At 55.7% G+C, this 23,606-nt stretch carries 27 protein-coding genes and 3 pseudogenes; 7 read left to right on the top strand and 23 right to left on the bottom strand.

What is annotated here, in order from left to right; genetic code table 11:
- Positions 1-33: 33 nt before the first annotated feature.
- From ACVLVH_RS03800 to ACVLVH_RS03760, 9 genes are all read right to left on the bottom strand, one after another.
- Complete coding sequence (locus ACVLVH_RS03800; RefSeq protein WP_498948793.1) at positions 34-390, bottom strand: hypothetical protein; 357 nt, start codon at positions 388-390, stop codon at positions 34-36.
- A 224-nt stretch (positions 391-614) separates the two neighbouring features.
- Positions 615-1,409, bottom strand: coding sequence for an SDR family NAD(P)-dependent oxidoreductase (locus tag ACVLVH_RS03795; protein ID WP_498948791.1), 795 nt, complete (start codon positions 1,407-1,409; stop codon positions 615-617).
- Positions 1,410-1,533: 124 nt separating this feature from the next.
- Positions 1,534-2,118 carry a P-loop nucleotide/nucleoside kinase family protein gene (locus ACVLVH_RS03790; protein ID WP_498948790.1) on the bottom strand — a complete coding sequence of 195 codons (585 nt, stop codon included), beginning with the start codon at positions 2,116-2,118 and terminating at the stop codon, positions 1,534-1,536.
- Entirely contained in the window at positions 2,115-2,552 is a 438-nt protein-coding gene (locus tag ACVLVH_RS03785; protein ID WP_091003163.1) for a PTS sugar transporter subunit IIA, read from the bottom strand. The genes ACVLVH_RS03790 and ACVLVH_RS03785 overlap by 4 nt, the downstream gene beginning before the upstream one ends.
- A 9-nt stretch (positions 2,553-2,561) precedes the next feature.
- Positions 2,562-2,831: a hypothetical protein gene (locus ACVLVH_RS03780; RefSeq protein ID WP_222210468.1), complete on the bottom strand. Its 270-nt coding sequence runs from the start codon at positions 2,829-2,831 to the stop codon at positions 2,562-2,564.
- A 62-nt stretch (positions 2,832-2,893) separates the two neighbouring features.
- On the bottom strand, positions 2,894-3,736 hold the full coding sequence (locus tag ACVLVH_RS03775; protein ID WP_101764478.1) for a class II fructose-bisphosphate aldolase: 843 nt from the start codon (positions 3,734-3,736) through the stop codon (positions 2,894-2,896).
- Positions 3,723-5,096 (bottom strand): PTS sugar transporter subunit IIC, encoded by a 1,374-nt coding sequence (locus tag ACVLVH_RS03770; RefSeq protein ID WP_008110085.1) that lies wholly within the window; start codon positions 5,094-5,096, stop codon positions 3,723-3,725. Before ACVLVH_RS03770 ends, ACVLVH_RS03775 begins: the two co-directional genes overlap by 14 nt.
- Positions 5,089-5,403: a PTS sugar transporter subunit IIB gene (locus ACVLVH_RS03765; RefSeq protein ID WP_008110086.1), complete on the bottom strand. Its 315-nt coding sequence runs from the start codon at positions 5,401-5,403 to the stop codon at positions 5,089-5,091. Before ACVLVH_RS03765 ends, ACVLVH_RS03770 begins: the two co-directional genes overlap by 8 nt.
- 10 nt (positions 5,404-5,413) lie before the next feature.
- Positions 5,414-6,394 (bottom strand): 6-phosphofructokinase, encoded by a 981-nt coding sequence (locus tag ACVLVH_RS03760; RefSeq protein ID WP_498948788.1) that lies wholly within the window; start codon positions 6,392-6,394, stop codon positions 5,414-5,416.
- A gap of 434 nt (positions 6,395-6,828) precedes the next feature.
- Here ACVLVH_RS03760 and dld point away from each other — a divergent pair, with 434 nt between their 5' ends.
- Positions 6,829-8,529, top strand: a complete 1,701-nt coding sequence (gene dld / locus ACVLVH_RS03755; RefSeq protein ID WP_498948786.1) for a D-lactate dehydrogenase — start codon at positions 6,829-6,831, stop codon at positions 8,527-8,529.
- 97 nt (positions 8,530-8,626) lie between these two features.
- Here the strand turns inward: dld and pqqF are convergent, their stop codons facing one another.
- The 8 genes from pqqF to ACVLVH_RS03715 all read right to left on the bottom strand — a co-directional run bounded on the left by pqqF (position 8,627) and on the right by ACVLVH_RS03715 (position 16,344).
- Complete coding sequence (gene pqqF, locus ACVLVH_RS03750; protein WP_498948784.1) at positions 8,627-10,945, bottom strand: pyrroloquinoline quinone biosynthesis protein PqqF; 2,319 nt, start codon at positions 10,943-10,945, stop codon at positions 8,627-8,629.
- A complete protein-coding gene (gene pqqE, locus ACVLVH_RS03745; protein WP_101764482.1) occupies positions 10,945-12,084 on the bottom strand; it encodes a pyrroloquinoline quinone biosynthesis protein PqqE in 1,140 nt (379 codons plus the stop codon). Before pqqE ends, pqqF begins: the two co-directional genes overlap by 1 nt.
- A complete protein-coding gene (gene pqqD, locus ACVLVH_RS03740) occupies positions 12,071-12,349 on the bottom strand; it encodes a pyrroloquinoline quinone biosynthesis peptide chaperone PqqD (RefSeq protein WP_061720121.1) in 279 nt (92 codons plus the stop codon). The genes pqqE and pqqD overlap by 14 nt, the downstream gene beginning before the upstream one ends.
- 4 nt (positions 12,350-12,353) lie before the next feature.
- The gene (gene pqqC, locus ACVLVH_RS03735; protein ID WP_137385725.1) at positions 12,354-13,109 is read right to left on the bottom strand and encodes a pyrroloquinoline-quinone synthase PqqC; all 756 of its coding nucleotides are present in this window, start codon (positions 13,107-13,109) and stop codon (positions 12,354-12,356) included.
- A complete protein-coding gene (gene pqqB, locus ACVLVH_RS03730) occupies positions 13,106-14,032 on the bottom strand; it encodes a pyrroloquinoline quinone biosynthesis protein PqqB (RefSeq protein ID WP_498948783.1) in 927 nt (308 codons plus the stop codon). The genes pqqC and pqqB overlap by 4 nt, the downstream gene beginning before the upstream one ends.
- Before the next feature lie 55 nt (positions 14,033-14,087).
- Entirely contained in the window at positions 14,088-14,159 is a 72-nt protein-coding gene (gene pqqA / locus ACVLVH_RS03725) for a pyrroloquinoline quinone precursor peptide PqqA (protein WP_002905689.1), read from the bottom strand.
- A gap of 148 nt (positions 14,160-14,307) precedes the next feature.
- Positions 14,308-15,333, bottom strand: coding sequence for a dipeptidase (locus ACVLVH_RS03720; RefSeq protein ID WP_498948781.1), 1,026 nt, complete (start codon positions 15,331-15,333; stop codon positions 14,308-14,310).
- A 78-nt stretch (positions 15,334-15,411) separates the two neighbouring features.
- Positions 15,412-16,344 (bottom strand): ABC transporter substrate-binding protein, encoded by a 933-nt coding sequence (locus tag ACVLVH_RS03715; RefSeq protein WP_498948780.1) that lies wholly within the window; start codon positions 16,342-16,344, stop codon positions 15,412-15,414.
- A gap of 322 nt (positions 16,345-16,666) precedes the next feature.
- Between ACVLVH_RS03715 and leuA the strand changes: the two genes are divergently transcribed.
- Positions 16,667-18,352: a 2-isopropylmalate synthase gene (gene leuA / locus ACVLVH_RS03710; protein ID WP_192411901.1), complete on the top strand. Its 1,686-nt coding sequence runs from the start codon at positions 16,667-16,669 to the stop codon at positions 18,350-18,352.
- Here the strand turns inward: leuA and ACVLVH_RS03705 are convergent.
- Positions 18,303-19,085 (bottom strand): AraC family transcriptional regulator, encoded by a 783-nt coding sequence (locus tag ACVLVH_RS03705; protein WP_101764486.1) that lies wholly within the window; start codon positions 19,083-19,085, stop codon positions 18,303-18,305. The two genes, leuA and ACVLVH_RS03705, sit on opposite strands and share 50 nt — an antisense overlap.
- 1 nt (position 19,086) lies before the next feature.
- A complete protein-coding gene (locus ACVLVH_RS03700) occupies positions 19,087-20,040 on the bottom strand; it encodes an NAD(P)-dependent oxidoreductase (RefSeq protein ID WP_192411902.1) in 954 nt (317 codons plus the stop codon).
- 129 nt (positions 20,041-20,169) lie between these two features.
- Here ACVLVH_RS03700 and ACVLVH_RS03695 point away from each other — a divergent pair.
- A pseudogene (locus tag ACVLVH_RS03695) lies at positions 20,170-20,457 on the top strand (TonB-dependent receptor plug domain-containing protein); the annotation flags it as partial.
- A gap of 127 nt (positions 20,458-20,584) precedes the next feature.
- Positions 20,585-20,656, top strand: a complete 72-nt coding sequence (gene pqqA / locus ACVLVH_RS03690; protein WP_010245103.1) for a pyrroloquinoline quinone precursor peptide PqqA — start codon at positions 20,585-20,587, stop codon at positions 20,654-20,656.
- A 97-nt stretch (positions 20,657-20,753) separates the two neighbouring features.
- Here the strand turns inward: pqqA (ACVLVH_RS03690) and ACVLVH_RS03685 are convergent, their stop codons facing one another.
- The 4 genes and pseudogenes from ACVLVH_RS03685 to ACVLVH_RS03670 form a co-directional block, all read right to left on the bottom strand.
- Positions 20,754-20,960: a hypothetical protein gene (locus ACVLVH_RS03685; RefSeq protein WP_498948777.1), complete on the bottom strand. Its 207-nt coding sequence runs from the start codon at positions 20,958-20,960 to the stop codon at positions 20,754-20,756.
- A 350-nt stretch (positions 20,961-21,310) separates the two neighbouring features.
- Positions 21,311-21,763, bottom strand: a complete 453-nt coding sequence (locus ACVLVH_RS03680; protein WP_498948775.1) for a phage protein NinX family protein — start codon at positions 21,761-21,763, stop codon at positions 21,311-21,313.
- Positions 21,760-22,056, bottom strand: coding sequence for a hypothetical protein (locus ACVLVH_RS03675; RefSeq protein WP_498948774.1), 297 nt, complete (start codon positions 22,054-22,056; stop codon positions 21,760-21,762). The genes ACVLVH_RS03680 and ACVLVH_RS03675 overlap by 4 nt, the downstream gene beginning before the upstream one ends.
- A pseudogene (locus tag ACVLVH_RS03670) lies at positions 22,053-22,403 on the bottom strand (MT-A70 family methyltransferase); the annotation flags it as partial. The pseudogene ACVLVH_RS03670 and the gene ACVLVH_RS03675, both read right to left, overlap by 4 nt.
- On the opposite strand from ACVLVH_RS03670, the pseudogene ACVLVH_RS03665 reads away from it, so the two are divergent.
- The 3 genes and pseudogenes from ACVLVH_RS03665 to ACVLVH_RS03655 all read left to right on the top strand — a co-directional run.
- A pseudogene (locus tag ACVLVH_RS03665) lies at positions 22,401-22,736 on the top strand (TonB-dependent siderophore receptor); the annotation flags it as partial. The pseudogenes ACVLVH_RS03670 and ACVLVH_RS03665 sit on opposite strands and share 3 nt — an antisense overlap.
- 133 nt (positions 22,737-22,869) lie before the next feature.
- On the top strand, positions 22,870-23,121 hold the full coding sequence (locus ACVLVH_RS03660; protein WP_101764487.1) for a type II toxin-antitoxin system prevent-host-death family antitoxin: 252 nt from the start codon (positions 22,870-22,872) through the stop codon (positions 23,119-23,121).
- Positions 23,121-23,546 (top strand): type II toxin-antitoxin system VapC family toxin, encoded by a 426-nt coding sequence (locus ACVLVH_RS03655; RefSeq protein WP_192411904.1) that lies wholly within the window; start codon positions 23,121-23,123, stop codon positions 23,544-23,546. The genes ACVLVH_RS03660 and ACVLVH_RS03655 overlap by 1 nt, the downstream gene beginning before the upstream one ends.
- The last annotated feature ends 60 nt before the right edge of the window (positions 23,547-23,606 follow it).

The following is a 23,606-nucleotide window of genomic DNA, read 5'->3' as shown; positions in this document are numbered from 1 at the left end:
ATAACAGGGTTTACGCGATGTAACGCGCAGGTGTTATTCCCGGAAGACGCAAAAGGTCAGATGCCGCCGTCGCAGAGGCGGAAACAGCGGTGCGCGGCGATAGCCGACGCAAGTGGTAGTTTGTGTGAAAGTGGCGATCAGTGCCAGCAGCAACAGCAGGAAAGGCAATGCGGTATCAAGGATTGGCGCGGCGGCACTCAGCGATTTGGCGCTTAGCGCACAGGGTTTTTCGCTGGCGCTGGCATCATCACTGCTGTTGGTGTGCGCGGACGCGCTGACCTGCGCTAAAGGTGCGGAAGGCAAATTGAAGCTGCGCTGGACGAGACAAAACGCCAGCACCAGACAAACCAGTGCCAGAATCCATTTTGCGCGTGATAGCGATATCGTCATGCCGCAGCCTCAGAGAAAAGTGCGGACATTTTAAGCATCTGCAGCAGAAACACCAAGCATTGCTGTGTAAACTTTTGTCTTTGTGGTGTTCAACCCAGATCCTGCATCGTAGCGGCGCGATTTATCGCGCATCTCAACGAAGGCATATTACCCACCTAAACACGACGCAATAAATGGCGCCGCTACGATGATTGCGGCCATCAAAATTTGATCGTTACACGGCGTTAAACAATATCATCCACCACGCCACCATCGACGCGCAGCGCGGCACCGGACGTCGCCGACGCCTGTTTCGAGCAAACATACACCACCATATTCGCCACCTCTTCCACCGTGGCGGCGCGCTGGATCACCGAACCTGGCCGCTGCGCCATCACAAACTCTTTCGCCAGCTCTTCCAGCGCCTTACCGGTGCGCTTCACCTCATCTTCCATCATCGCGGCAAAGCCATCAGAGAGCGTTGGGCCGGGCAACACGCTGTTTACCGTCACGCCGCTGCCCGCCACCACTTTCGCCAGACCGCGCGCCAGCGACAGCTGCGCCGTTTTGCTCACGCCGTAATGCAGCATATCGGCGGGAATGTTCAAGGCTGATTCAGAGGAGATAAACACCACGCGGCCCCAACCACGCTGCACCATCTCCGGCAATAAAGCCCGCGACAGACGCACGCCGGACATCACGTTGGTTTGCCAATAGGCATCCCAGGTTTCGTCATCCACCTGATAGAAATCCTGCGGACCGTAAATCCCGGCGTTATTCACCAGAATATCGATCGGCGGCAAGCCGTTAAGCAGTTGCTTAACGCCCTGTGCACTGCCGAGATCGGCGATAAAGGTGTGAATTTTGGCCCCCGCCACTACGCCGTTAAGCTTCTCCCGCGCACGACTCACCGATGCTTCGCTGCGCCCGTTCAGCACCACTTCCGCGCCGCTGGCCGCCAGACCTTGTGCAATGGCAAAACCGATACCGCCAGTTGATGCGGTAACTAAGGCTGTTTTTCCGTGTAAATCGATATTCATCGTGCTTTCCTCTGTGAGCGTAATCACAAAGCCTGGTTCAGGCAGGAGAAGATGCATTGACGAATCATGCGATGGTGCTGTCGGCCACAGGGCTGATGTGCGTTCAGCCTGCTGCCGACATTATTTAGCCCGAGGCCGATAAAGCCGGTTGAGCGCTGATCGGCAGCCGCAGTTGACGCTGTAACCAGGCGCAGGCTGCCGCCTGATCCGGATTGCGTGCGTTAAGCTGCAACACCGGACCCAGCGCCATCGGCTGGGCGGTTTCTGCTAACTTGCGCAGTTCTGGCAGATACTCCGCGCCCGGATGTCCCGGCATGCGATCGGTTAAACGAGCCTGATAACGCGCTACCGCCTCATCCGGCGTGATCGCCAGCCACAGCTCCAGCACCCGCATCACGCCCGCCTGCTGCAATCCCTGCTGCAGCACCTCTTTCGGCTGGAAGCCAAACCAGGCATCGATGACATAGATACAACGCGTCGGCGCTTGCGCCACCACTTGCCAGATCGCCTGATACGCCGCACAACCTAACTGGCGATTGCGCAGGCGATCCACCGGCGCAAAGCTGGCCATAAACGGCTCTTTCAGGCTATCCAGCGTCAGCACCGGAAAGCCGAACTGCTCGGCCAGCGCGCGCGTTAGCGTGCTTTTGCCGGAAGCCGGAATGCCATTCACCAGCACGACAATTTTCTCTTCAGTGTCGGTTGTCATAGGATTTCTATCACCTCCGCGGCACTGCTGGCGTTGCGCAAGCGCACCAGCGTCTCCTCATCCTCCAGCAGCGTAACAATCGCGCGGATGCCCTCTTCAATGTGCGCGTTGCTGTCACGCGCACCGAACATAATCACGATGTCGGCTTTGTCACTGCCGTCGAATGAGATCGGCTCATCCAGCACAATCATGCTGAAACAATCTTTCAGCACGCCGGTCTCCGGCCGCGCATGGGGAATGGCGATGCCCTCCTCAAACACGTAATAGGCGCCATGCTCCAGCGTGTTAGCGATCACCGCTTCCGGGTAACTGGCTTTGATGTAACCGCCGTTCACCAGCGGCAGCGCCGCCAGCGCGATCACTTCGCGCCAATCCCTGGCGCTGATCCCCACCTGAATCGCACTTGCCTCCTGCAGCAGCTGTTTAATACTCATACTGCCTCCTTAAAACGATTTGCGAATGGTGTTACGCAGTTCATCAATTTTGACAAACAACGGATCAATTTCCTGACGATAGTGTCGACTTTTGGCAAAGATATTTAATGCACGATTATATTCCAGCATTAATTGTTTTTGCGTGTCTGTCGCCTGCGGATTATTGGCCAACTGTTTTTCCAGTTCGCTTATTTTCCCGCTGATGGTTTCAGCCTGAAGATCTATTTCCTGTGAATCCTGGCTCTTATTATCAGAGCCCTTTTTCAAGAATCCAAACATAGCATCTCCTGCCCCGAATGGCGCCGGGCACCTCAGGTTATTACGTCATGAGTAAGTCGGAACTAGCGGAACAGTTGAATCTTTTCTACCAGCACATTGGTCACGGCATCGTTGGCCGGCACAAGGAAATTACGCACGCTGTCGTTGACCTTGCCCTTTTCAAACGTCTGCTTGCAGTTTGCAACCCACTGCACATTCATCTCGGTGCCAACGTTGACTTTCTCAATCCCGCTGCGCACCGCAAGACGCATATCTTCATCGCTGACGCCGGTACCGCCGTGCAGCACCAGCGGCGTCTTAGTGGCATCGGTAATTTCCGCGAGGCGCTGATGCTGAATATGGGCTTTACCGGTGTACAAGCCGTGCACCGTGCCGATGGAGATCGCCAGCATATCGACGCCGGTTTCATCGACAAAGCGTTTGGCTTCATCGACGGTGGTAAACGCCGCATCGTTCATTTCCACCTCTTTGCCATCTTCCGACCCGCCAATCGCGCCCAATTCCGCCTCAACCGAAACCGCCAGCGGGCGCGCCATATCAATAACACGGCGCGTATTGGCGATGTTCTCTTCAATCGGTAAATGTGAACCGTCATACATAATTGAACTGAAGCCCGCATCCAGCGCGGTTTGGATAGCGTCCAAATCCGAACAGTGATCGAGGTGCAAACAGGTCGGCACGTTACGGCTTTCAGACAATGAGCGAATCGCATCCACCAATAATTTATGTCCGAGATATTTGGCGGTTCCGGTTGAGATCTGAATCATTAATGGGCTATTCGTTTTCTCCGCTGCTTTAAAAAAGGCGGGCAACATTTCCAGACAGTGCAAATTAAAGGAACCGAGCGCTTTAAATTCACGTTCTTTAGCCACCTGTAACAGATCGGTAAAGTTATAAAGTTTCATGGAGCTTTTCCTCATGGGATTTAGACTTGGTGGATTTTCCGTTAACAAACCAGGCGATGAGAGTAATAAAGGCGATAAACAGCGCCACGAACAGCCAGTTATTCTGGAATGCATGGCCGAGCACCAGGCCGGTACTGATGACATCCGAATCACTGAAGGTGACTCCGGTAAAACCGTAGCTTTCCAGCATCGGCACCAGAATCGCCGGCAGGAAGGTAATGAACAGACCGTGCACGAAACCGCCAATCATTGCGCCGCGACGCCCACCGAGCGCATTACCGAACACGCCTGCGGTGCCACCGGCAAAGAAGTTAGTCAGCAATCCTGGCAGAATCATCGCCAGACCAAACATCGGGAACACCAGCATGCCAACCACCGAACCCAGCGTGGTGGCGAGGAAGCCGACGATCACCGCGTTCGGGGCGTACGGGAACATCACTGGGCAGTCGAGCGCCGGTTTTGCATCCGGCACCAGACGCATGGCGATACCACGGAAAGCCGGCACCAGTTCGTTCAGCAACAGACGCACGCCGCTATACAGCACGAACACACCGCACACGAACTGAATCGACTGCATAAAGGCGTACATCAGGTAGTTCATGCCGTTGCTGTACTGGCCGATAAATTCCGGACCGGCGGCGACCGCAGGGATCAGGTACATCGGCACCATCACCACCGCCATCGACAGATAGGTGTCCTGCAGGAATTTAAAGTTATCGGGCAGTTTGAGATCTTCGGTGGAGCGCGACCCTTTGCCTACCACCTTTGCCACCGCCGCCGTCAGCAGATAGCCAATGGTGCAGAAGTGCCCGAGCGCCACGTCGTCAGAATCGGTGATGCGGCGCACCACCGGTTGGGCCAGCGCAGGCATCACCACCGCCATAATGCCGCCAAAAATGCCGCCGGTAAGGATCAGAGGTAAACCTGTCAGCCCCGCTTTATAGCCAATCACCGCACCGATGGTCGCCATCCACAGCAGCGCCTGACCGGTAAGGAAGATGTATTTGAACGGTGTCAGACGCGCAATGATGATGTTGACGATAAAGATCACCAACAGCGTCAGCGCCACTTCTGAACCCAGCTCGCGGTTTGCTAACCCGGCAATGGCGGCAACATCGGTGATATAACCCTGCATGCCAAAGCCGTGGGTGAAAATGGTGTTCAGGAAGGTCAGCGTACCGACAATAATGTTGATACCGGCCATCATAATTAAGAAACCGAGCAGGGTTTTAAAGGTGCCTTCCACCACCTTGCCCGCCGATTTTTTTTGCAGTAGCAGACCAATCAGGGCAATAAAGGCGATCAGTATCGATGCCTGCCCCAATAAGTCTTTTACCAGGAAGTCGATGACACTATTCATGATTAGCAACCTTTAAGTTACGTTCTTTCATAAACGCCACGATTTTCTCTTCAATTTCTGCTTTGTCGGTCAGCTTATTGAGAATAATCACCCGCTTGATCTGTTCCGGGCTGGCATCGGCATTTAACACATCAGCAAAGGCTTTCTGGGTTAAAATCATGTCGGATTTAAAGGCGTTGGCTTCAGAAATGGTGGTGTGATCAATATCAGCATCAATTTCGAGTTTCTTTAATACTGACTTGGCGCTCATTTCAATCGCAAAGCTTGAACCCAAACCACATCCACAGACACATAATATTTTCAGCATGGCTATTTCCTCACAGAATTTGTAGTTGTTTAGCGAGTTTATAATGATGCCCTTCCGTATCGACCAGGCGTTTTTTCATGCTTATTAAATCAATCGGAATCGGTCGATTACTGCCATTAATAATCACCGCTTTATTGCGCATTCCCGACTGAATACAACGCGCGACTTCACTGGCCATAATGGTGCCCTGATAAATCTCTTCACAGGTAGGATCGCCATTACGCAGGCCATAACCGATAATCGTTTTACGAATACGCACACCAATTAACGGTTCAATTTGTTTAATTAAGGTATCGATAGCGCCCTGAAAGCCCGGCGAATATTCACGGGTATAACCTTCCGAGCACAAAATTATTACGCTGTTCTGCGCCGCCAGCCGCTGCGTGATGCGCTCCGCCAGCTCCTGCGGTGCAATCTGGCATTCCGGGATCAGCGCGAAATCGGCATTGGATTTAATCGCTGACTGCAAGGTTAATTCACCGCAATAACCGCCCAGCAGCTCCACCATAAATACACGACCGGTTAAGGCGCGGCCGGTATTACGTAACTTCGCCACCTCTTTTAACACCTGCTCACAGGCGGTGGAGAAACCGATGCTGTAATCACTGCCAAAGACATCGTTATCGATGGTCATGCCGACGCCAAAACAGTTGACACCAAATTCGCTCAGCGTATGCAGGAATTGTAATGAACCATCTCCGCCCGCCATAATTAATACATCGATGCGCAGCGATTTAAGGTGTTTGGCGATCATCTCATATTCCGGGCGAATTAATTTCCTGCTGGTTCGTCCCGATTGCATCACCGGAATAGCGGCGATGGCGTAATCCACTAAATCACGTCGGGATATTTCCTGATGATTGTTTTCCAGCAAACCTGGAATACCACCATTAAATAACACCATTTCCGCTTGAGTTAAGCGCGATATTTGATACACAAAGTTATTAATCCCGGTGACATCGCCACCGCTGATCACCATGCCAATTCTCATTGTCATCATCCTTTATGCTGTGCGTCTGGAATTCATTCTTCCGATTAACCGCATTGTTATTTGCAACGAATGTCACACTTTTGCGATGAATTTCCCGAGTGAGATAATTGACAGCATCCAACAAAGGCTTATTTTTGTGATGTAAATCACATGGCATTTTTTACCTTAAAACCTTAATAACAAATAAAATCATAGGTTTATATTTATTTTGCGTAGTGAAATCAGCAACCCAAATAAACGCCCTCTTCGCGATTTTTATTTCGATCTATTTTGTGATTTCCCGCGCATTTTTATCGGTTCCTGCCGATTATTCCGTAAAGTAAAAAGGGATAATGATTCCGTGCGTTATTTACGCGTCAGGGCCAGTGAATGATTGACTCAGTGCAGCTGCGCTTGTCCAATACCGTGGCAGATAAAGAATAAAGAAGAGAAAAATGAGCATGCAGAAGGATATTTTGCTTAAGTTGGCCGCGGTGGTGGGTGACAAACAGTTATTAACCCATGCGGATGATAAAGCCTGGTACATAAAGGGGTTCCGCGTCGGGCGCGGTGACGCGCTGGCGGTGGCGTTACCGCAAACCTTGTTGCAGCTGTGGCAAACACTGCAGGTGTGCGTGGCGCACGATGTGATTGTGTTGATGCAGGCATCAAATACCGGCGTCACCGGCGGCTCAACGCCCGACGGCAATGATTACGACCGCAATATCGTGATCATCAGCACCCGCCAGCTCAGAGGCGTGCAGGTGATCGATCAGGCGCGCCAGGTGATCGCCTTCCCCGGCACCACCTTGACTGAACTGGAACACACCTTACAGCCGCTCGGTCGAGAGCCGCACTCGGTGATTGGATCATCCTGCATCGGCGCCTCGGTGGTCGGCGGGATCTGTAATAATTCCGGTGGCTCGCTGATTCGGCGCGGCCCCGCGTTTACCGAAAAATCCTTGTTCGCCCGTATTCATGAGGATGGTCGCCTGGAGATGGTTAATCATCTCGGCATCGAGTTGGGCGACACGCCAGAAGTGATGCTGGCAAACCTGGCGCAGCAGCAGTATCAAACCGGCGAGCAAGCCGATTGGCAGGGTAAAATCTGGGCCGATGACTACGCCGACCGCTTACGAGATGTGACCGCGGATTCCCCAGCACGCTTCAATGGCGATCTGCGCTACTTGCACGACAGCTCGGGCAGCGCCGGTAAAGTGGTGGTTTTCGCTGTACGCTTGCCCACCTTCGAAGCCAGCGCCGGCAGCGACACCTTCTACATCGGCACTAACGATGAGAACGTGCTGGTGGCGCTGCGCCGTTTCCTGCTAACCGAAATGAGCGAACTGCCGCTGCAGGCGGAATATATTCATCGCAACGCCTTCGATTTAACCGTGCGCTATGCCAAGCATATGTATCTGGCGATCCGCAAACTGGGCCCGCAGGCCATTCCGCAGATGATGGCCAATAAAGCCAAATGGGATGTGCGCTTCAGCCATCTTAAATTCCTGCCGCGCAATTTTGTTGATCGGGTGCTGCAATTCTTCAACCAATTGACGCCGAGCTTTATCGCGCCGCGCATCATGGATTACCGCAGCGAGTATCAACATCATCTGATGATCAAAGTAGAGTCGCCGCAAACCGCCGAGTTGCAGAGTTTACTGCAGCAATTCTTTGCTGAGCAGCAAGGCGGCTTTTTCCGCTGCAATGCGCGTGAAGCGGCAGATGCGTTTTTGGTGCGTTTCGGCGTGGGCGGCTGCACCATTTCCTACTGCGACGCGCTGGGTTACAACCCCAACGAGCGGCTGGTAGCCTTCGACGTGGCGCTGCGCCGTAATGACGATGCATGGCGTTTGACGCTGCCCGATCATCTGGCGGCGCAGGTACAGGTTGATTCGTGTTGCGGGCACTTCTTCTGCTTCGTCAATCATCAGGATTACGTGCTGAAACCCGGCTACGACGCGAAAGTGTTTAAGGAAGAGGTGAAACGGTATCTGGAACAGCGCGGCGCGAAATATCCCGCCGAGCACAATGTCGGGCACCTTTATCAGGCGTCGTGTGAGCATGTCGCGCACTGGAAACAGCTTGATCCCACCAACAGCTGTAATCCAGGGATTGGTAAAACCAGTAAGAAGAAGTTTTGGCGGGAGATGTAGCATCGCACTTAGGGTGCGCATTCATGCGCACTCGGTCACCATAAATAGCGACCCTACGTAATGACGAATGATTTCACGTACGTTTCGGTTGAATCTTTCAGCTTTGATTGACCAAAATCAACCAGCGATGCCGTTCGCTCAGCAGACGCTGATGCAGTTGCTCGAGCTGCGGCAGCGTCAGTGCCTGAATAGCCGCGCGATTGAGAGTGGCCAGGCCGTGCTGCTGGCGCAGAGTTTCGAGTGCGGCCTCGCCATTATCTTTGCTTACGCACTGCGTCATTAAGCTCGCCTGCCATGCCGCCAGCTTTTGCGGCGAGATTGCCGCGATCTCGGCGACCATCTCACGCATAAAGCGTTTGCAGTGACCCAGCAGCGCACGCCAGGAGATATCCGGTGATTGCAGCGCCAGCATCAAGCCATCCACATCCGCCACCCGCTGATAGCGCGCCGACACCACATAGCCAATTTGCTGATCCACGCGCAACCGCTGGAAGAAGCGAGTTTCCAGCATCAGCGCCAGCACGCGTAAAGCGGCCAGGCTGGCATCATCGGCCTGCGGTAACGGCATAAACAGCAGCAGCGCCTGATCGCGCCCGTCGCAGGCGATGGGCACGATGCCGTGTTGCAGTCGTGCCGGCGGCGTGTCGCGCGCCAGATCCGGCGTAAAATCGCTGAGCAGATGCGCCACGCGCTGGCTTAATGCGGTATTGGTGCCGCACCATGCCGCCAGCCATTGTGGCGCGGGTAATGGCTTGCTCAAGCGAGTGGGCAACGCGGCGAGCAATTGACGAATCACAATCGAAGGGGTATTCGCTGCGGGTTGCGCCAGCACCGGCGTGTTCAGCGCCTGTATTGCCTGATGCACGCTAAACAACGCGCGATCGGCGGATGCGGGCAGATTGAGCAGCAGCTGCCAGCTTGCATGCGTCTGTTGCCAGCTGCCGTTGCCACCCGCGTGGCGCAATTCCGCCAGCAACGGGCGTAACTGGCGCTGCCGCGACTGCGCGTCTTCCTCACTCAAGGTCTGATAAAACGCCGGACGCAGCAGCAGCGTTTCAACCTGTTTTACCGGTGCAATCAGCGGCAACGACTGCGCCACGGGCGGGAGACGAGGGAGCGGAACAGCGGCTGAAGCAGGATAGAAGTGAAACGCTGCGGGTTTGGTCGCAGCCAACGACGGCGGCAGCCACTCGGCCAGCTGCAAGGTGAAGCCCTGCGTGTGATGCGGTGCGCCGTCAATCTGTTGCTGCGTGAGCAGACGTGTGCGCGGACAATCTGGCAACGCTGCGGCAAAATCCGTGAAGTTTTCTGGCAGCGCGCAACCCGGCGCGAAGCCCAACGCCCGGCCGCGCAACTGTTCCAGCGGCGACAAGGTCGCGAAATCTTCCTGCGCGAGCTGTGCGTAGTGCCGCAGCTGAAGCGCCGTACATTCAGCTAACGCAGCCAGATGCTGCCAAACGCGTTGCTCAATCTGTTGCGCCTGCGCCGGGGAAATGCGCCTGGCGCTAAAGCGCAGCGCCAGTAAAGCTTGTTGCTCATCTTGCCATAACCAATGCGCGTCAAAGGTTTCGCATAACGCCTCAGCGCGCAACTGCGCCAGCAAGCTGCCGGGCGCTTCGTCCTGCCAGAATGCTTTTAATAATGTGACATTGTCACGCACAGTCTGCTCATCGCCCGCCACCAACATCGTCAGCCAGAAATTTTCTTCACCGCCTGATTGCAGTAAACGATCGCCTTGCAACAGCGTAGCTTCAATAGCCGCAGCGCGTTCTCCACCCGCCAGCAAACTGCCGCCAAAGCGTGCCGCCAACTGTTCGAGCTCATCCAGTGATTGCGGGCCATGGAGCCAAAGCTGCATATTTTCAGCGCGATAGAAGCGGCGATGAAAATCGCGTAGTGCGGATTGCAACTCCGTGACGTTGTCACCAAAAGCCTGCCGACTGCCGACGCGGAAGCGCTGAAAACGTCCCGGCAACTTTTCCAGCACGGCAGCTTCACTCAGCGTGTCGGCATGGTTTTGCAGCAGTTGATACTCAGCCTCAATTACCGCCGCTTCCTGCTGAATGGCCTGCGCCGTTAGCAACGGTGCCGCTAACATGTCACACAGCCGCTGCACGCCCGCTGACAACGCTGCAGCTGGGAGCTGAAAGAAATAGGCGCTGCGGCTCAACTGCGTGGTAGCGTTCACCTGGCCGCCCTGCAGCTGCAGCCACGGCATCAGGCGATCGTCGCCGTGAAAAGCTTCGCTGCCGCAAAACAGCAGATGTTCCAGCAGATGTGCCAAACCCGGCCAGCGATCCGCTTCATCCAGACTGCCGGCCTGCACGCGCATCAGCGCCGCCGCCTCACGCGCGTCGGGCTGATGATAAAGATGGCAGCGCAGGCCGTTGGCGAGCGTGAGCTGGCGCGCGTGCATCAGGTGACGCGCTGCTTAAAGATCAGTTCGGAGTTGCTGCGATTGCGGAACTGCAGCTGCTGGATTTTGATGTCGCTGCAGTTGGCTTCACGTCGTGCTTCGAGGATCTTGCCGTGATGCGGCGATTTGCTGCACACCGGATCGGTGTTATCGGCATCGCCGGTCAGCATAAAGGCCTGACAGCGACAGCCGCCAAAGTCTTTCTCTTTTTCATCGCAGGAGCGACAGGGTTCCGGCATCCAGTCAAAGCCGCGATAGCGGTTAAAACCAAACGAGTTGTACCAGATATCGTCCAGCGTGCGCTCCAGCACCGACGGGAACGCAACCGGCAGCTGACGCGCGCTGTGGCACGGCAACGCGGTGCCGTCAGGCGTGACGCTGAGGAAGATCGATCCCCATCCGCCCATGCAGGGTTTCGGCCGCTCTTCATAGTAATCCGGCGTCACGAACAGCAGATTGGTGAGATTGCCGCTGGCGCCCATGCGCTGACGATAATCGGCCACCACCGCTTCGGCGTTGGCGATCTGCTCGCGCGTCGGCAGCAATCCTTCACGATTGAGCTGCGCCCAGCCATAGAATTGGCAAGTCGCCAGCTCGACATCGTCGGCTTCCAGTTCGATACAGAGATCGATGATTTTGTCGATCTGGTCGATATTGTGGCGATGCAGCACGAAATTCAGCACCATCGGATAGCCGTGCGCTTTCACCGCTTTCGCCATCTCCAGCTTCTGCTGGAAGGCCTTTTTTGACCCGGCCAGCGCCGCGTTCAGCGTTTCATCGCTGGCCTGGAAGCTGATCTGGATATGATCGAGTCCGGCGTCGGCAAAGGCATCGAGTTTTTTCGCCGTCAGGCCGATGCCGGAGGTGATCAGGTTGGTGTAGAAACCGAGATCGCGCGCGGCGCGGATCAGCTCCGGCAGGTCCTTACGGGTTAGCGGTTCGCCGCCGGAAAAACCGAGCTGCACGCTGCCCATGGCGCGCGCCTGACGAAACACCTCAATCCACTGTTCGGTGGTCAGCTCTTTCTCCTGCTGGGAAAAATCCAGCGGATTGGAGCAATACGGACACTGCAGCGGGCAGCGATAGGTCAGTTCTGCCAGCAGCCACAGCGGTGGCGTCACGCTTTTACTCGGGTTCACGACACTGTATCCATTTTTGTTCGATGGCGGATTGCAGGAACTCTTTGACGTCGTCGCCGACGCCGCCCGCGTCCGGAAAACGCGCATCCAGCGTGGCAACGATCGCCGCCACATCCTGTTTGCCATCCACCAGTTCGAGGATCGCCACGGCGGTCTCGTTCAGTTTGGCCATGCCTTCCGGATAGAGCACCACATGGCTATCCTGCGCCGCTTCCCACTGCATGCGGTAGCCGCGACGGAAAGCCGGAATCACATTATCTTTCATGTTGTTATACCAGTCTTGTGCTGTGCCAGGACACCTGATCGGTGACCGTATGATAAGGCGGACGTTGCAGCGCATACGCCATGGTCATGGCATCGAGCATGGTCCAGAGAATATCGAGTTTAAACTGCAGGATCTCCAGCATGCGGTTCTGCTGTTCGGCGCGGGTAAACACCTCAAGCGCCAGCGCCAGCCCATGCTCCACATCGCGGTTCGCCTGGCTCAAACGGCTGCGGAAGTAGAAATAGCCTTCCTCTTTGATCCACGGATAGTGCTGCGGCCAGCTGTCGAGACGCGACTGATGAATCTGCGGCGCAAACAGCTCGGTGAGCGAGCTACAGGCCGCTTCCTGCCAGTTAGCACGGCGCGCGAAGTTCACGTAGGCGTCCACCGCAAAACGCACGCCCGGCAGCACCAGCTTCTCGGACAGCAACACGTCACGATCCAGCCCCACCGCCTCACCCAACTGCAGCCAGGCTTCAATCCCGCCTTCGTGACCGTTGCTGCCGTCGTGATCGAGGATGCGCTGCACCCATTTACGCCGCGTCGCCGCATCCGGGCAATTCGCCATGATCGCCGCATCTTTCAGCGGAATGTTGGTCTGATAATAGAAGCGGTTCGCCACCCAGCCCTGAATCTGCTCGCGCGTCGCCTCGCCATTGTGCATGGCAATGTGATAAGGGTGATGAATGTGGTAGAACGCGCCTTTGTCGCGCAGCGCCTGCTCAAACGCGGCGGGCGATAATGCTTCGGTGATGATCACGATGCAAACTCCTGCAGATGAATCGCCATGCCATCCCAACTCACTTCAATGCCCTGCTGCGTCAAATAGGCGCGCTGCGGCGATTGCTCATTAAGGATCGGATTGGTGTTGTTAATGTGAATCAAAATCTTGCGTTTGGCCGGCAGCGCAGCCAGCAACGCCATTAAACCTTGTTCTTCGGCCAGCGCTAAGTGGCCCATCGCTTTGCCGGTATTTTTGCCAACGCCGGTGGCGAGCAGCTCGTCGTCCTGCCACACCGTGCCATCAATCAACAGGCAATCGGCTTTTTGCAGCCACGGCATGATCACCGCATCCGGCTCGCCGAGTCCCGGCGCGTAGAGCAGCGTTTGGCCGTTGGCGGTGTTTTCAATGAACAGCGCCACGTTGTGGCCCGGCAGCGGGCGATCGCGATACGGCGAATACGGCGGCGCGTTGCTGAGAATCGGAATCGCGGTGAACTGCAAACGGTGGCAGACATCGACGCGGAACGGCTCCAGCGGCGTTAACGCATGATGCTGCAAGCCGCCATTCCAGTGCTGCAACATGGTGAAAATTGGGAAACCGCTGGTGAGATCGCCATGCACTTCCGGCGTGCACCACACCTGATGCGGACAGCCTTCGCGCAGGCTCAACAAGCCAGTGGTGTGATCGATTTGGCTGTCGGTGAGAATGATGCTGCCAATCGCCGTGCCGCGCAGCACACCCTTTTTGATCAGTTCTGGCGTGTGGGCAATTTGCTGGCTGATGTCCGGCGAGGCGTTGCACAGCACCCAATCTTCACCGTTGTCGCTGATAATGATCGAAGATTGGGTGCGCGCCTGCGCCTGAATGCTGCCGTTACGCAGGCCGCTGCAATTGGCGCAGTTACAGTTCCACTGCGGGAAGCCGCCGCCCGCCGCTGAACCGAGGACTTTAATAAACATGGACGTTGACCAAAGAGAGAAAACAAAATGCCCGCACGAACGGCGGGCAGAAGTCTTAGCGGTTGGAGATGTACAGAGTCACTTCCAGGCCCAGACGCAGGTCAATAAACGCAGGTTTTTTCCACATAATGGTCTTCCTCATAAAACAAAAACGCAGAGAAATCTCTGCTGAAGAGGATTGCGGCTGTGACTTAGATCACATCGCAATCCGTACGCGCGCAGATGTTGCGCCAATGTAGCGAGCAGATCAACCCTGATTCGGTAAGGGAATGGTGCTAATGCTGCCAAATTTGTTGCAATACGCGCTGCCAGTTGCCCCATGCGAGCTGCTCAAGTGCTGTTTGATCGTAGTCGAACGAACGCAACAACGCATAAAGATGCGGTAATCCGCTCACGTCTTTCAGCGCCTCAGGCACGCTGATGCCATCAAAATCGGAGCCCAGCGCCACATGATCGCGGCCCATTATCGCGATCAGGTGCTCAACATGTTTAACAATTTCGATCAATGCGGTGTCGCTATCGCGTTTTCCGTCGCTGCGCAGAAAAGCGTTGCCAAAATTCACGCCCACCACGCCGCCGCTGTCGCGGATGGCGCGCAGCTGATCGTCGGTCAGATTGCGTGGCTGCGCGCAGAGCGCGTGCGCATTGGAGTGCGTCGCCACCAGCGGCGCGGTTGACAGGCGTGCGGTGTCCCAGAAGGCTTTCTCGTTCATGTGCGACATATCGATCAGCATGCGATGTCGATTGGCAGCGGCGATCAGCTGCTCACCTTGTTCGGTCAAACCTGGCCCGCTGTCCGGTGAGTTGGGGAATGATCCGCAGACGCCTTCGCCAAAGCGATTGGGCAGATTCCAGAACGGCCCGATGCTGCGCACGCCCGCCTGGTAAAACGCATCAAGCGCTTCACCCTCGCCATCAAACCCGTCTGCGCCTTCAATATGCGCCACCAGCGCCAGCACGCCGTCAGCGCGACAGGCGGCAATATCAGCGGTGTTTAGGCATAACCGCGCCCGCCCATCAGATTGCGCCGCCAGCGTTTTCAGGATGTCGAGCTGCTGCCAGAGAATCGTCAGTGGATCGAAATTTTCCTCCGCACGCTGCGGCGCGACCTCTTTGACATAGCGCGCTGGCGGCACAAACATCGCGAACAGCCCACCGGCAAAACCGCCCTGCTGCATGCGCGGAAAATCGAGGTGGCCCTTTTCGATGCCGTGAAAAAAGGCCTGCGCGGGATCATCGCGATGATGCAGCCACAGATTGAGAAGCAGGTCGTTATGACCGTCGAAGGTTTTTAGCAACATGAGGGGTTCTTTGACGAAACAACATGGCGCCATGCTACGCGCGCGCTGCTGTTTCGCCAAATGCGGGCGCACAAAGGGTTAGTTCTGCGCAACCTTTAAGCCGTGATAAAAAGTCGGTTTCACATCAAGATGCTGCTGGATCAACCCGTATTTCTGGTAGAAATCGGCGGTCTCCTGCTGCTGGGCGATGGTGGCATCATCAATGCTCTGCCAGTGCGATTTGCGGCGTGAGAAGGATTTCGCCGCCGCCTCTTTCGGGAAACCGATGATTTTTGCCAGCGTGGTCGAGTACTCATCGACATGGCTGTTAGCCCAGCGATCGGCGGCGGCTAAGCGATTGACGTAATCCTGCAGCGCCGCGCGTTTGGCTTCATCGTTTAGCGCGGCGTCGGTGGCCGCGAGGAAGCTGTTGCCGCTGGACAGGCCAACGCCGTTCACCAGCACGCGTCCGGTGTGGGTCACTTCCGCCAGCGCGGTATAAGGATCCCACGTTGACCAGGCATCCACCGAACCGTTTGCCAGCGCGATGCGCGCATCCGCAGGCGTTAAGAAGCGCCAGTTAACCTCTTTATCGCTGACGCCCGCCTGCTCCAGCGCTTTGAGCGCCTCAAAGTGACCAATCGATCCGCGTCCGGTAGCGATGCTTTTGCCCCTTAACTCAGCAACGGTTTTGATGGGTGAATCCGGGCTGACCAGCACCGCCAATCCTTCGGGCACCGATTTGCTCACCGCCACCGCTTTCACCTGCGAACCGGCCGCCAGCGAGAACAGCAGCGGCGCATCGCCGATAATACCGGCATCCACCGCACCGGCATTTAGCGCTTCCGCCAGCGGTGCCGCCGCCGGGAACTCGGCCCATTCGATTTTATAATTGAGGTTGTTCAACTGCTGCGCCGCTTCCATTTCGGCGTGCATATTTCCCTTTTGATCGGCAATGCGCAGCGTCACGGTTTCTGCCGTCGCCGCACCGCTGGCTGTCACGATTAATAGTGCCAAAGCTGCTCTTTTCATTGTGTTTTATCCCATCGCGCAAAACCCCAGCCTAACCCGCGCGCGCCAAATGACCGATGCCGATTTCGCATGAGATATGCCGCGTGGCGCATAAAGACTATGCATGCAATCACCGCAATTATCGTAGCCGCGCAATTTATTGCGCAATGTCGGGAGGAGCGCGGTGTCGCCTGAAAAATGCGCGATTAATCGCGCCGCTACAGAGTGTGCGCGCAAGAGTCTGAACCCGGTTGTCACTTTTGCGCGAGTGGTTGTCAGCAATGCGCGAGCCGCGCCGCGCGATGCTGGGCGAGACTGAACGCCACATTACAAGGAGATCGTTATGCTCACGCAACCCGCTACAAAATACCGCCCGTTTCCGGTTATCGACTTACCCGATCGTCAGTGGCCCTCGCGCCAACTGACGCAGGCACCGCGCTGGCTCTCTACCGACTTACGCGACGGCAATCAGGCGCTGGCGACACCAATGGACAGCGCGCGCAAGCTGGAGTTCTGGCAACTGCTGCTGCGCTGTGGCTTTAAGGAGATTGAGGTGGCCTTTCCGGCGGCATCGCAGACCGATTTTGATTTTGTCCGTTTGCTGATTGAGCAGAAGCACATTCCAGACGATGTGGCGATTCAGGTGTTGACCCAGGCGCGCAGCGATCTGATTGATCGCACCTTCGACGCGCTGCGTGGCGCGCCGAACGCCATTATTCATCTCTACAACGCCACCGCACCGCTGTTCCGCGAGCGCGTGTTCCGCCAGAGCAAAGCCGAGATTATCGAACTGGCCTGCGCCGGTGCGCGTCAAATTCGCGCCCGTTGCGAAGCGCAAAAGGATACCGCGTGGACCTTCGAGTATTCGCCAGAAACCTTCTGCTTTACCGAACCGGAGTTTGCGCTGGAGATTTGCGAAGCGGTGGCGGCGATTTGGCAACCGGGCCCGGCGCGTCCAATGATCATCAACCTGCCCGCGACCGTCGAAGTGAACACGCCGAACGTCTATGCCGATCAGATTGAGGTTTTCTGTCGCCACTTCAGCCAGCGATCGCAGGTGTCGATCAGCGTGCATCCGCATAACGATCGCGGTACCGGCATCGCCTGCGCCGAGCTGGCGCTGCTGGCGGGTGCCGATCGCGTGGAAGGCTGTTTGTTTGGCAACGGCGAGCGCACCGGCAACGTCGATATCGTTACGCTGGCGCTCAATCTCTACACTCAGGGCATCGCGCCGCAGCTCGATTTCAGCGATATCCAGCAGGTGCTGGAAGTGGTGACGCGCTGCAACCAGCTGCCAGTGCATCCGCGTCATCCGTATGCCGGTGAACTGGTGTTTACCGCCTTCTCCGGTTCGCATCAGGATGCGATACGCAAAGGCTTTGCCGCCCGTGCTGAGCGTGAAGAAGCAATCTGGCAGATGCCGTATCTGCCGCTCGATCCGCTGGATATCGGCTGCAGCTACGAAGCGGTGATCCGCGTTAACAGTCAATCGGGTAAAGGCGGCGCCGCCTGGCTACTGGAGCAGAATCACGGTCTGCAGCTGCCGCGCGGCTTGCAGCAGGATTTCAGCCGTCTGGTGCAACAGCAAACCGACCAGCACGGTCAGGAGATGACCCATCACGCGCTGTGGCAGTTGTTTTGTCAGCATTACGGCTTAACGCAGCCCGTGCGTTGTTTGCTGGAAGCGGAAAGTCACAGCGACGATAAAGGCGAAACGCGCCTTAGGGCGCGGCTGCAACAGGGCGCGCAGCAGTTGATGCTGGAAGGTAAAGGCAACGGCTTGCTCTCAGCCGCCGTTGCCGCGCTGCGTCAGCGCTATGACGTAATCATCACCATTGAGGATTATCACGAACACACGCTGGGCAAACGCAGCGACAGTCGTTCGGTGACCTACATCAGTTGCATTAATGCACGCGGGGAACGCGCATGGGGGGTAGGCATTGATAATGATGTGGCGCGCGCTTCACTGCAGGCGCTGCTCAACGCAGCGCACGCTTTTCTGCCGCAGGAAAGTAGTTCGCTGGCGTGACGCCGAGCACGCGGCGAAACATCGCGCTGAAGGCGCTCGGGCTGTCATAACCGAGATCGAGTGCCACCGTCAGCACGCTATCGCCCTGCGCTAAGCGGGTTAACGCCACGCTCAGTCGCGCGCGGCGCACCCAGTCGCTGAATTGTAACCCGGTTTCGCGACTGAAATGGCGCGCCAGCGTGCGTTCGGCCACGCAGAGTTGCGTAGCCGCGCGGGCCAGCGTCCAGTTTTCGCCGGGCGCTTGCTGGATCTGCTGGCACAAACTCAGCAGCCGCTCGCTTTCCGGCAGCGGCAGACCAAACGGCAGCACGTCCATCACGCGGATCTCATCGAGGATCAGCTCGTAAATCCGCTCGGCGCGGCTGCCGGGAACGTACTGCTCCGGCAGCGCCAGCGCGCTGACAATCAACTCACGCAGCAGCGGCGAAATCTGCACCACCTGACAACTGGCGGGCAGATCGGCGCGCGCCAGCGGATCCACAAACAGCGTGCGTGCGGCCACCGCGCCAACAATGTGCAGTGCGTGACGCGTCCCCGCCGGCAGCCAGACGCCGCGACTCGGCGGCACAATCCAGCTGCCGTGCTGCGTTTCCACTTTCACCACGCCGCTCAGCGTGTGGATCAGCTGGGCGCAAGCGTGGTGATGCCACGGCTCCGCGTCGCCATGCGCATAATCGTGCGCATAGGGCACCAGCGGACGATAGGCGAAGTCGAAGTTGAGCCGCGCACTCATGTTAGCGTTTCAGATATTGATAAACCGCCGCCAGATCCTGCTCGCCGTAACCGGCATCTACCGCTTGCTGCCAGACATCCACAATGTTTTCCAGCGCCGGCAGTTTGCTATCGCCCGCCGCATCCAGCGCCAGTTTGGCGTCTTTCAGCGCCCACACCAGATGCATCTGCGGCGTGAAATCGCCGCTGGCAATCATGCCAAGTTTCATTTTGGCGTACGGTGCCGCCAGCGGACCGCCATCCAGCACTTTCCACAGATCGTCGGTGCTGAAACCAAACTCTTCCGCCAGACGCGTACTTTCCGCCAGGCTCTGCATCAGACCAATCAGCCAGCTATTCACCACCAGCTTCATGCGCGAACTGGCGCCCGCCTCGCCCAGCCATTGCGTGCCTTTACCGATCGCGGCGAACACCTGCTCTGCGGCCTGCGCGTTGCTCTGATCGCCGCTGGCCATCACCAGGATTTGCGCATTCTCTGCTGGCGCTTTGGTGCCGGAAACCGGTGCATCGATAAACACTACGTCCGGACGCGTGCTTTTGAATTCCGCGATCAGTTGATCGGTGGCGGCCACGCCGATGGTGCCCATCTGGCAAATTGTCGCACCCTGCTTGAGCGCGGAGCTGGCGTCGTTCAGCGCCTGACGCGTGGTATCGCCGTCGGCCAGCATGGCGATCACCACATCCGCGCCACTCACCGCTTGCGCAGCGCTGTCGGCCAGCGTGATGCCTGCATCCAGCAGATCTTCGCCTTTGGCACGCGTGCGGTTCCAGCCGCGCACCGTGAAGCCTTTTTTCAACAGGTTAGCGGCAAACGCATGCCCCATCGCGCCCAATCCCAGTACCGCGACCACAGGTTGTTGACTCATCATTCCCTCTCTTTTGTGCCTTAAGACAAAACCGCCAGACTGACAGAATTTCCCTGTCGCAGCCAGGCCAGAGATGCGATGAAAAAACATTTTCAACGCCGCAATGATGAATAATCCGTCATACTATTTACGCTTTTCAAACAAATGATAAAACGATTAACATACGTGCCATTAATGTTCCATTCGGTACATTCCACGCCCTTTTTACGGTCTTTCATAATGAAAATAGCTTTACTGCGACAGGCTTCGCTGCTGATGCTGCCTGCGATGTTACCGGTCTCGGCGCTGGCGGCAAACGCGGCCAGCAATACCATGGTGGTGAGCGCGGCGCCGTCCGCATCCGGACTGTCTGAACTGGATACGCCAGCGGCAGTTAGTGTGGTGTCCGGCGACGATATGCGCCACGCGGCACCGCGCGTCAATTTGTCAGAAAACCTCAGCAGCGTGCCCGGTTTGCAAATTCAAAACCGCCAGAATTTCGAACATAACAGGCAGAGCCATGTCCAATTATCATGTAATCTTCTGATTAATAGGAGATAACATGCTAATGAGCACATTAACTTTGTACTCATTTATGTACTCATTCTTACTTAGGTTTGATTGGGTGTGATTAATTACTTTGGAGGGAAATCCTATGTGGAAGAAGCCAGCATTTATTGATATGCGCCTCGGCTTGGAAGTGACTCTGTACATTTCTAACCGTTAAGGCACCTGCCCGCAATTTTGCGGGCTTTTTTGCCAATAAACCTAGCATTGGGTGCTTGAGTATTAAAACCTCTTAAAATGCTTCACGCGAGGTATTTTCAAATAGTCGGCCTGTCATCCTCATGCATGGTCGTGATTTCGTGCGTTACCACTCCCACCACTGCAATATCTTCCAGCAGGTCATCCATTAGGAATGCGCCATCGTCGGTAATCAGACGGCGCGGCTGAATCATGATCATCGCCCACTCATACATACCTGACATATCAATCAGCACCGTGTCACCGTTTACCGGGTACAGCAACATTCACTGTAATCGGCTTTGGGCGGCGCTTTAGTTGCTGGTATACCGCTGCAATAGCATTGGATCGGAAAGAGCGCCCGCAGGCGCTGATTAATACCCCCTTACGGGTGTTTCTCCAGTAAGTGTTTACGCTTGGAGGAAATGGCAGGGTTAATTTCATAGGCTACCCCACGACCAAATCAGCACATGCTTAACCGCCACTAGCGGCCACAGCAGGCCCCTTATGATCGATGGTATTGGGCTGCTGATGTCTTTGTGCTTATTGGCGCAGCTACTCTCAGCGACCAAGCCCGACACGAAAAAATAGGCGGCAGTGAATACGAGAGCGCCAATCATTGTTTCAATGCTAATCATTACCCCTCCTGCTTCACTAGGAAAACGATCATCGCGGCGCGTAAAATGTTTTCATGCCAATAAACGTTTGAGCCAAGTAAGCCGGTCGATATATCCCACGCCTTTGGCAGCTCGCTTTTAAACGGCATCAGCCCTATGCCATGCTCAGAAATTATGGGCCCAGCATCTGCCCAGGAATTGCAGAAATCGAAAGTTTTAGTTGCCGTCCCTCTATCTTCATCCCACTCAACACCAACCCAAGGTTTCCCTAATTTAGCGAGCTCGCACATGTCTCTTATGTATCCGATAGCAACTGCGACTTCGATATTTAATTCAAGATCGGTCATGTCACTAAAATTTGAACCACTGCCTGTGGTTTGCTCGCGCCTGTTTACACGGCAGTCATCGCCGTTACTCTTGGGTATGATGAACTTCAGGATGTTTTCGCCAGCGCGCTTTTCTTCGTCACTCATGGCTTACTCCAATGATCTTCAATCGAAACGCCGAGGCGATGAAGCCAGTCGGCTAGCTTAAGCATGGTCTCGCGCTCACTCAGTCGCTGCGGGAAATCATCAAGTGCGATCGTTGGTGTCACTCTTCCGTAAGCATCTCGCTCAATCGTGATGCTCTGCTCAAGTGTGGTGTTCCAAATCTTGCTGTGGTGCTTCACCAAATAAACTGACCGGCTGTTACCCTCTTTCACATCTAGGTTGTAGCTCGTGAGAATCACTTGGTTGTTGCCGCGATATAAATTCCTCCAGCTCATGCCACCCTCCCGGCGATCAGTTGCACGCTGCTGTCACACTGGTTGCCCCAGCAATCCCAACCCTCGGCGGCGGTTCGCGCAAACAGCTCAATGCGTGACACGTCACCATAAAGTTGCTCCAGACGGTTTCTCACTTCCCACGGCTTAGCGCTGTGCTCTCCAAGGCAGGAATACACAACCTGCTTAACCGATGCGCTGGCGCGTTCCAGTCCGGTACCGCGTGTCGCTATCAGCACATCCTCTGTGTTGCTGCGGGTGTGGTTGCCGCCGTTCATGCGCGTTTCTGCGTTAAGCATGGCCAGCAGATCGGTAAAGTCGTGGATGGTCTGTTCGGTTAGCGCACGGTTCCCGGCATTGCCCGTAACATGGCTTACGCCGGACTGGCTTACGCGCCCGACCAAGGCTGGTATGCCGGAACCGATGTGCGCTACCTGAGCGATATCGCGGCGGATGATGAGAATGACGTGAAAGCGCCGTCTTATATCGTGGTCGGCGTGAACAGCGGTTATAAGTGGCTGGTGCAGAACTGGACGTTGGATCTATTTGGCCGCGTCGATAACCTGTTTGACCGCAACTACATCGGTTCAGTTATCGTGAATGAAAGCAACGGTCGCTATTACGAACCGGCGCCGGGTCGCAATTACAGCGTGGGCCTGACGGTGAGTTATGCGTTTCAGTAAATAAACGCGTTGGATAGATGATATTAAAGCCCTGCAAGCCGCTTGCGGGGCTTTTTATTGGTTGAATATTGTCCAGCACGGCATATTGCTTTATAGTTATGTAGCAACATCTCTACATATCATGGAGGTCGTGATGACAGTGACGAGAATCAGCAGTCGAGCTTTTAATCAGGAGGTATCCCGGGCCAAGAAAGCCGCCGAGGAAGGCCCGGTTTATATTACTGACCGTGGCAATCCTGCACATGTTTTACTGACATTTGAAGCGTATAAAAAACTCACGGGTTCAAACCGAAGCATCGTAGATTCACTCGCCATGCCGGACGGCGTAGATATCGATTTTGAGCCAGAACGTGCGACCATAATCAACAGGGATGTGGAGTTCTAATGCGCTATTTGCTGGATACCAATGTTATTTCAGAATTACGTAAGGCAGGGACGCCTAAAGCCAATCCTCAGGTGATTGCCTGGGCTAAAAGTATTGATGCTGAAGAGATGTTTATTTCAGCATTGACGCTGATGGAAATTGAAAAAGGTATCCTTAAGTTCGCCCGTAAAGACCCTCAGCAAGCCCATCATTTACAGCGCTGGTATCAAGAGCAGGTTCTGACAGAATTTTCCTGGCGTACACTCTCTATTGATAGCAGCGTGGCCCGCCTTTGCGCTCAGCTGCATATTCCTGATGAACGCCCACATACCGATGCGCTGATCGCGGCGACAGCGATTCATCACGAGCTGATTCTGGTCACGCGTAACGTACGGGATTTTGATACCACTGGCGTGATGTTGCTGAATCCATGGCAGGAACGGTAGGCTCGCCATTCATGGCGTCCTGCAAGCCAGGTGCGCATGAATGCGCACCCTACGATGTTC

Source organism: Kluyvera sp. 1366 (assembly GCF_054823405.1).
This window is presented reverse-complemented; position numbering and strand designations above follow the sequence as displayed.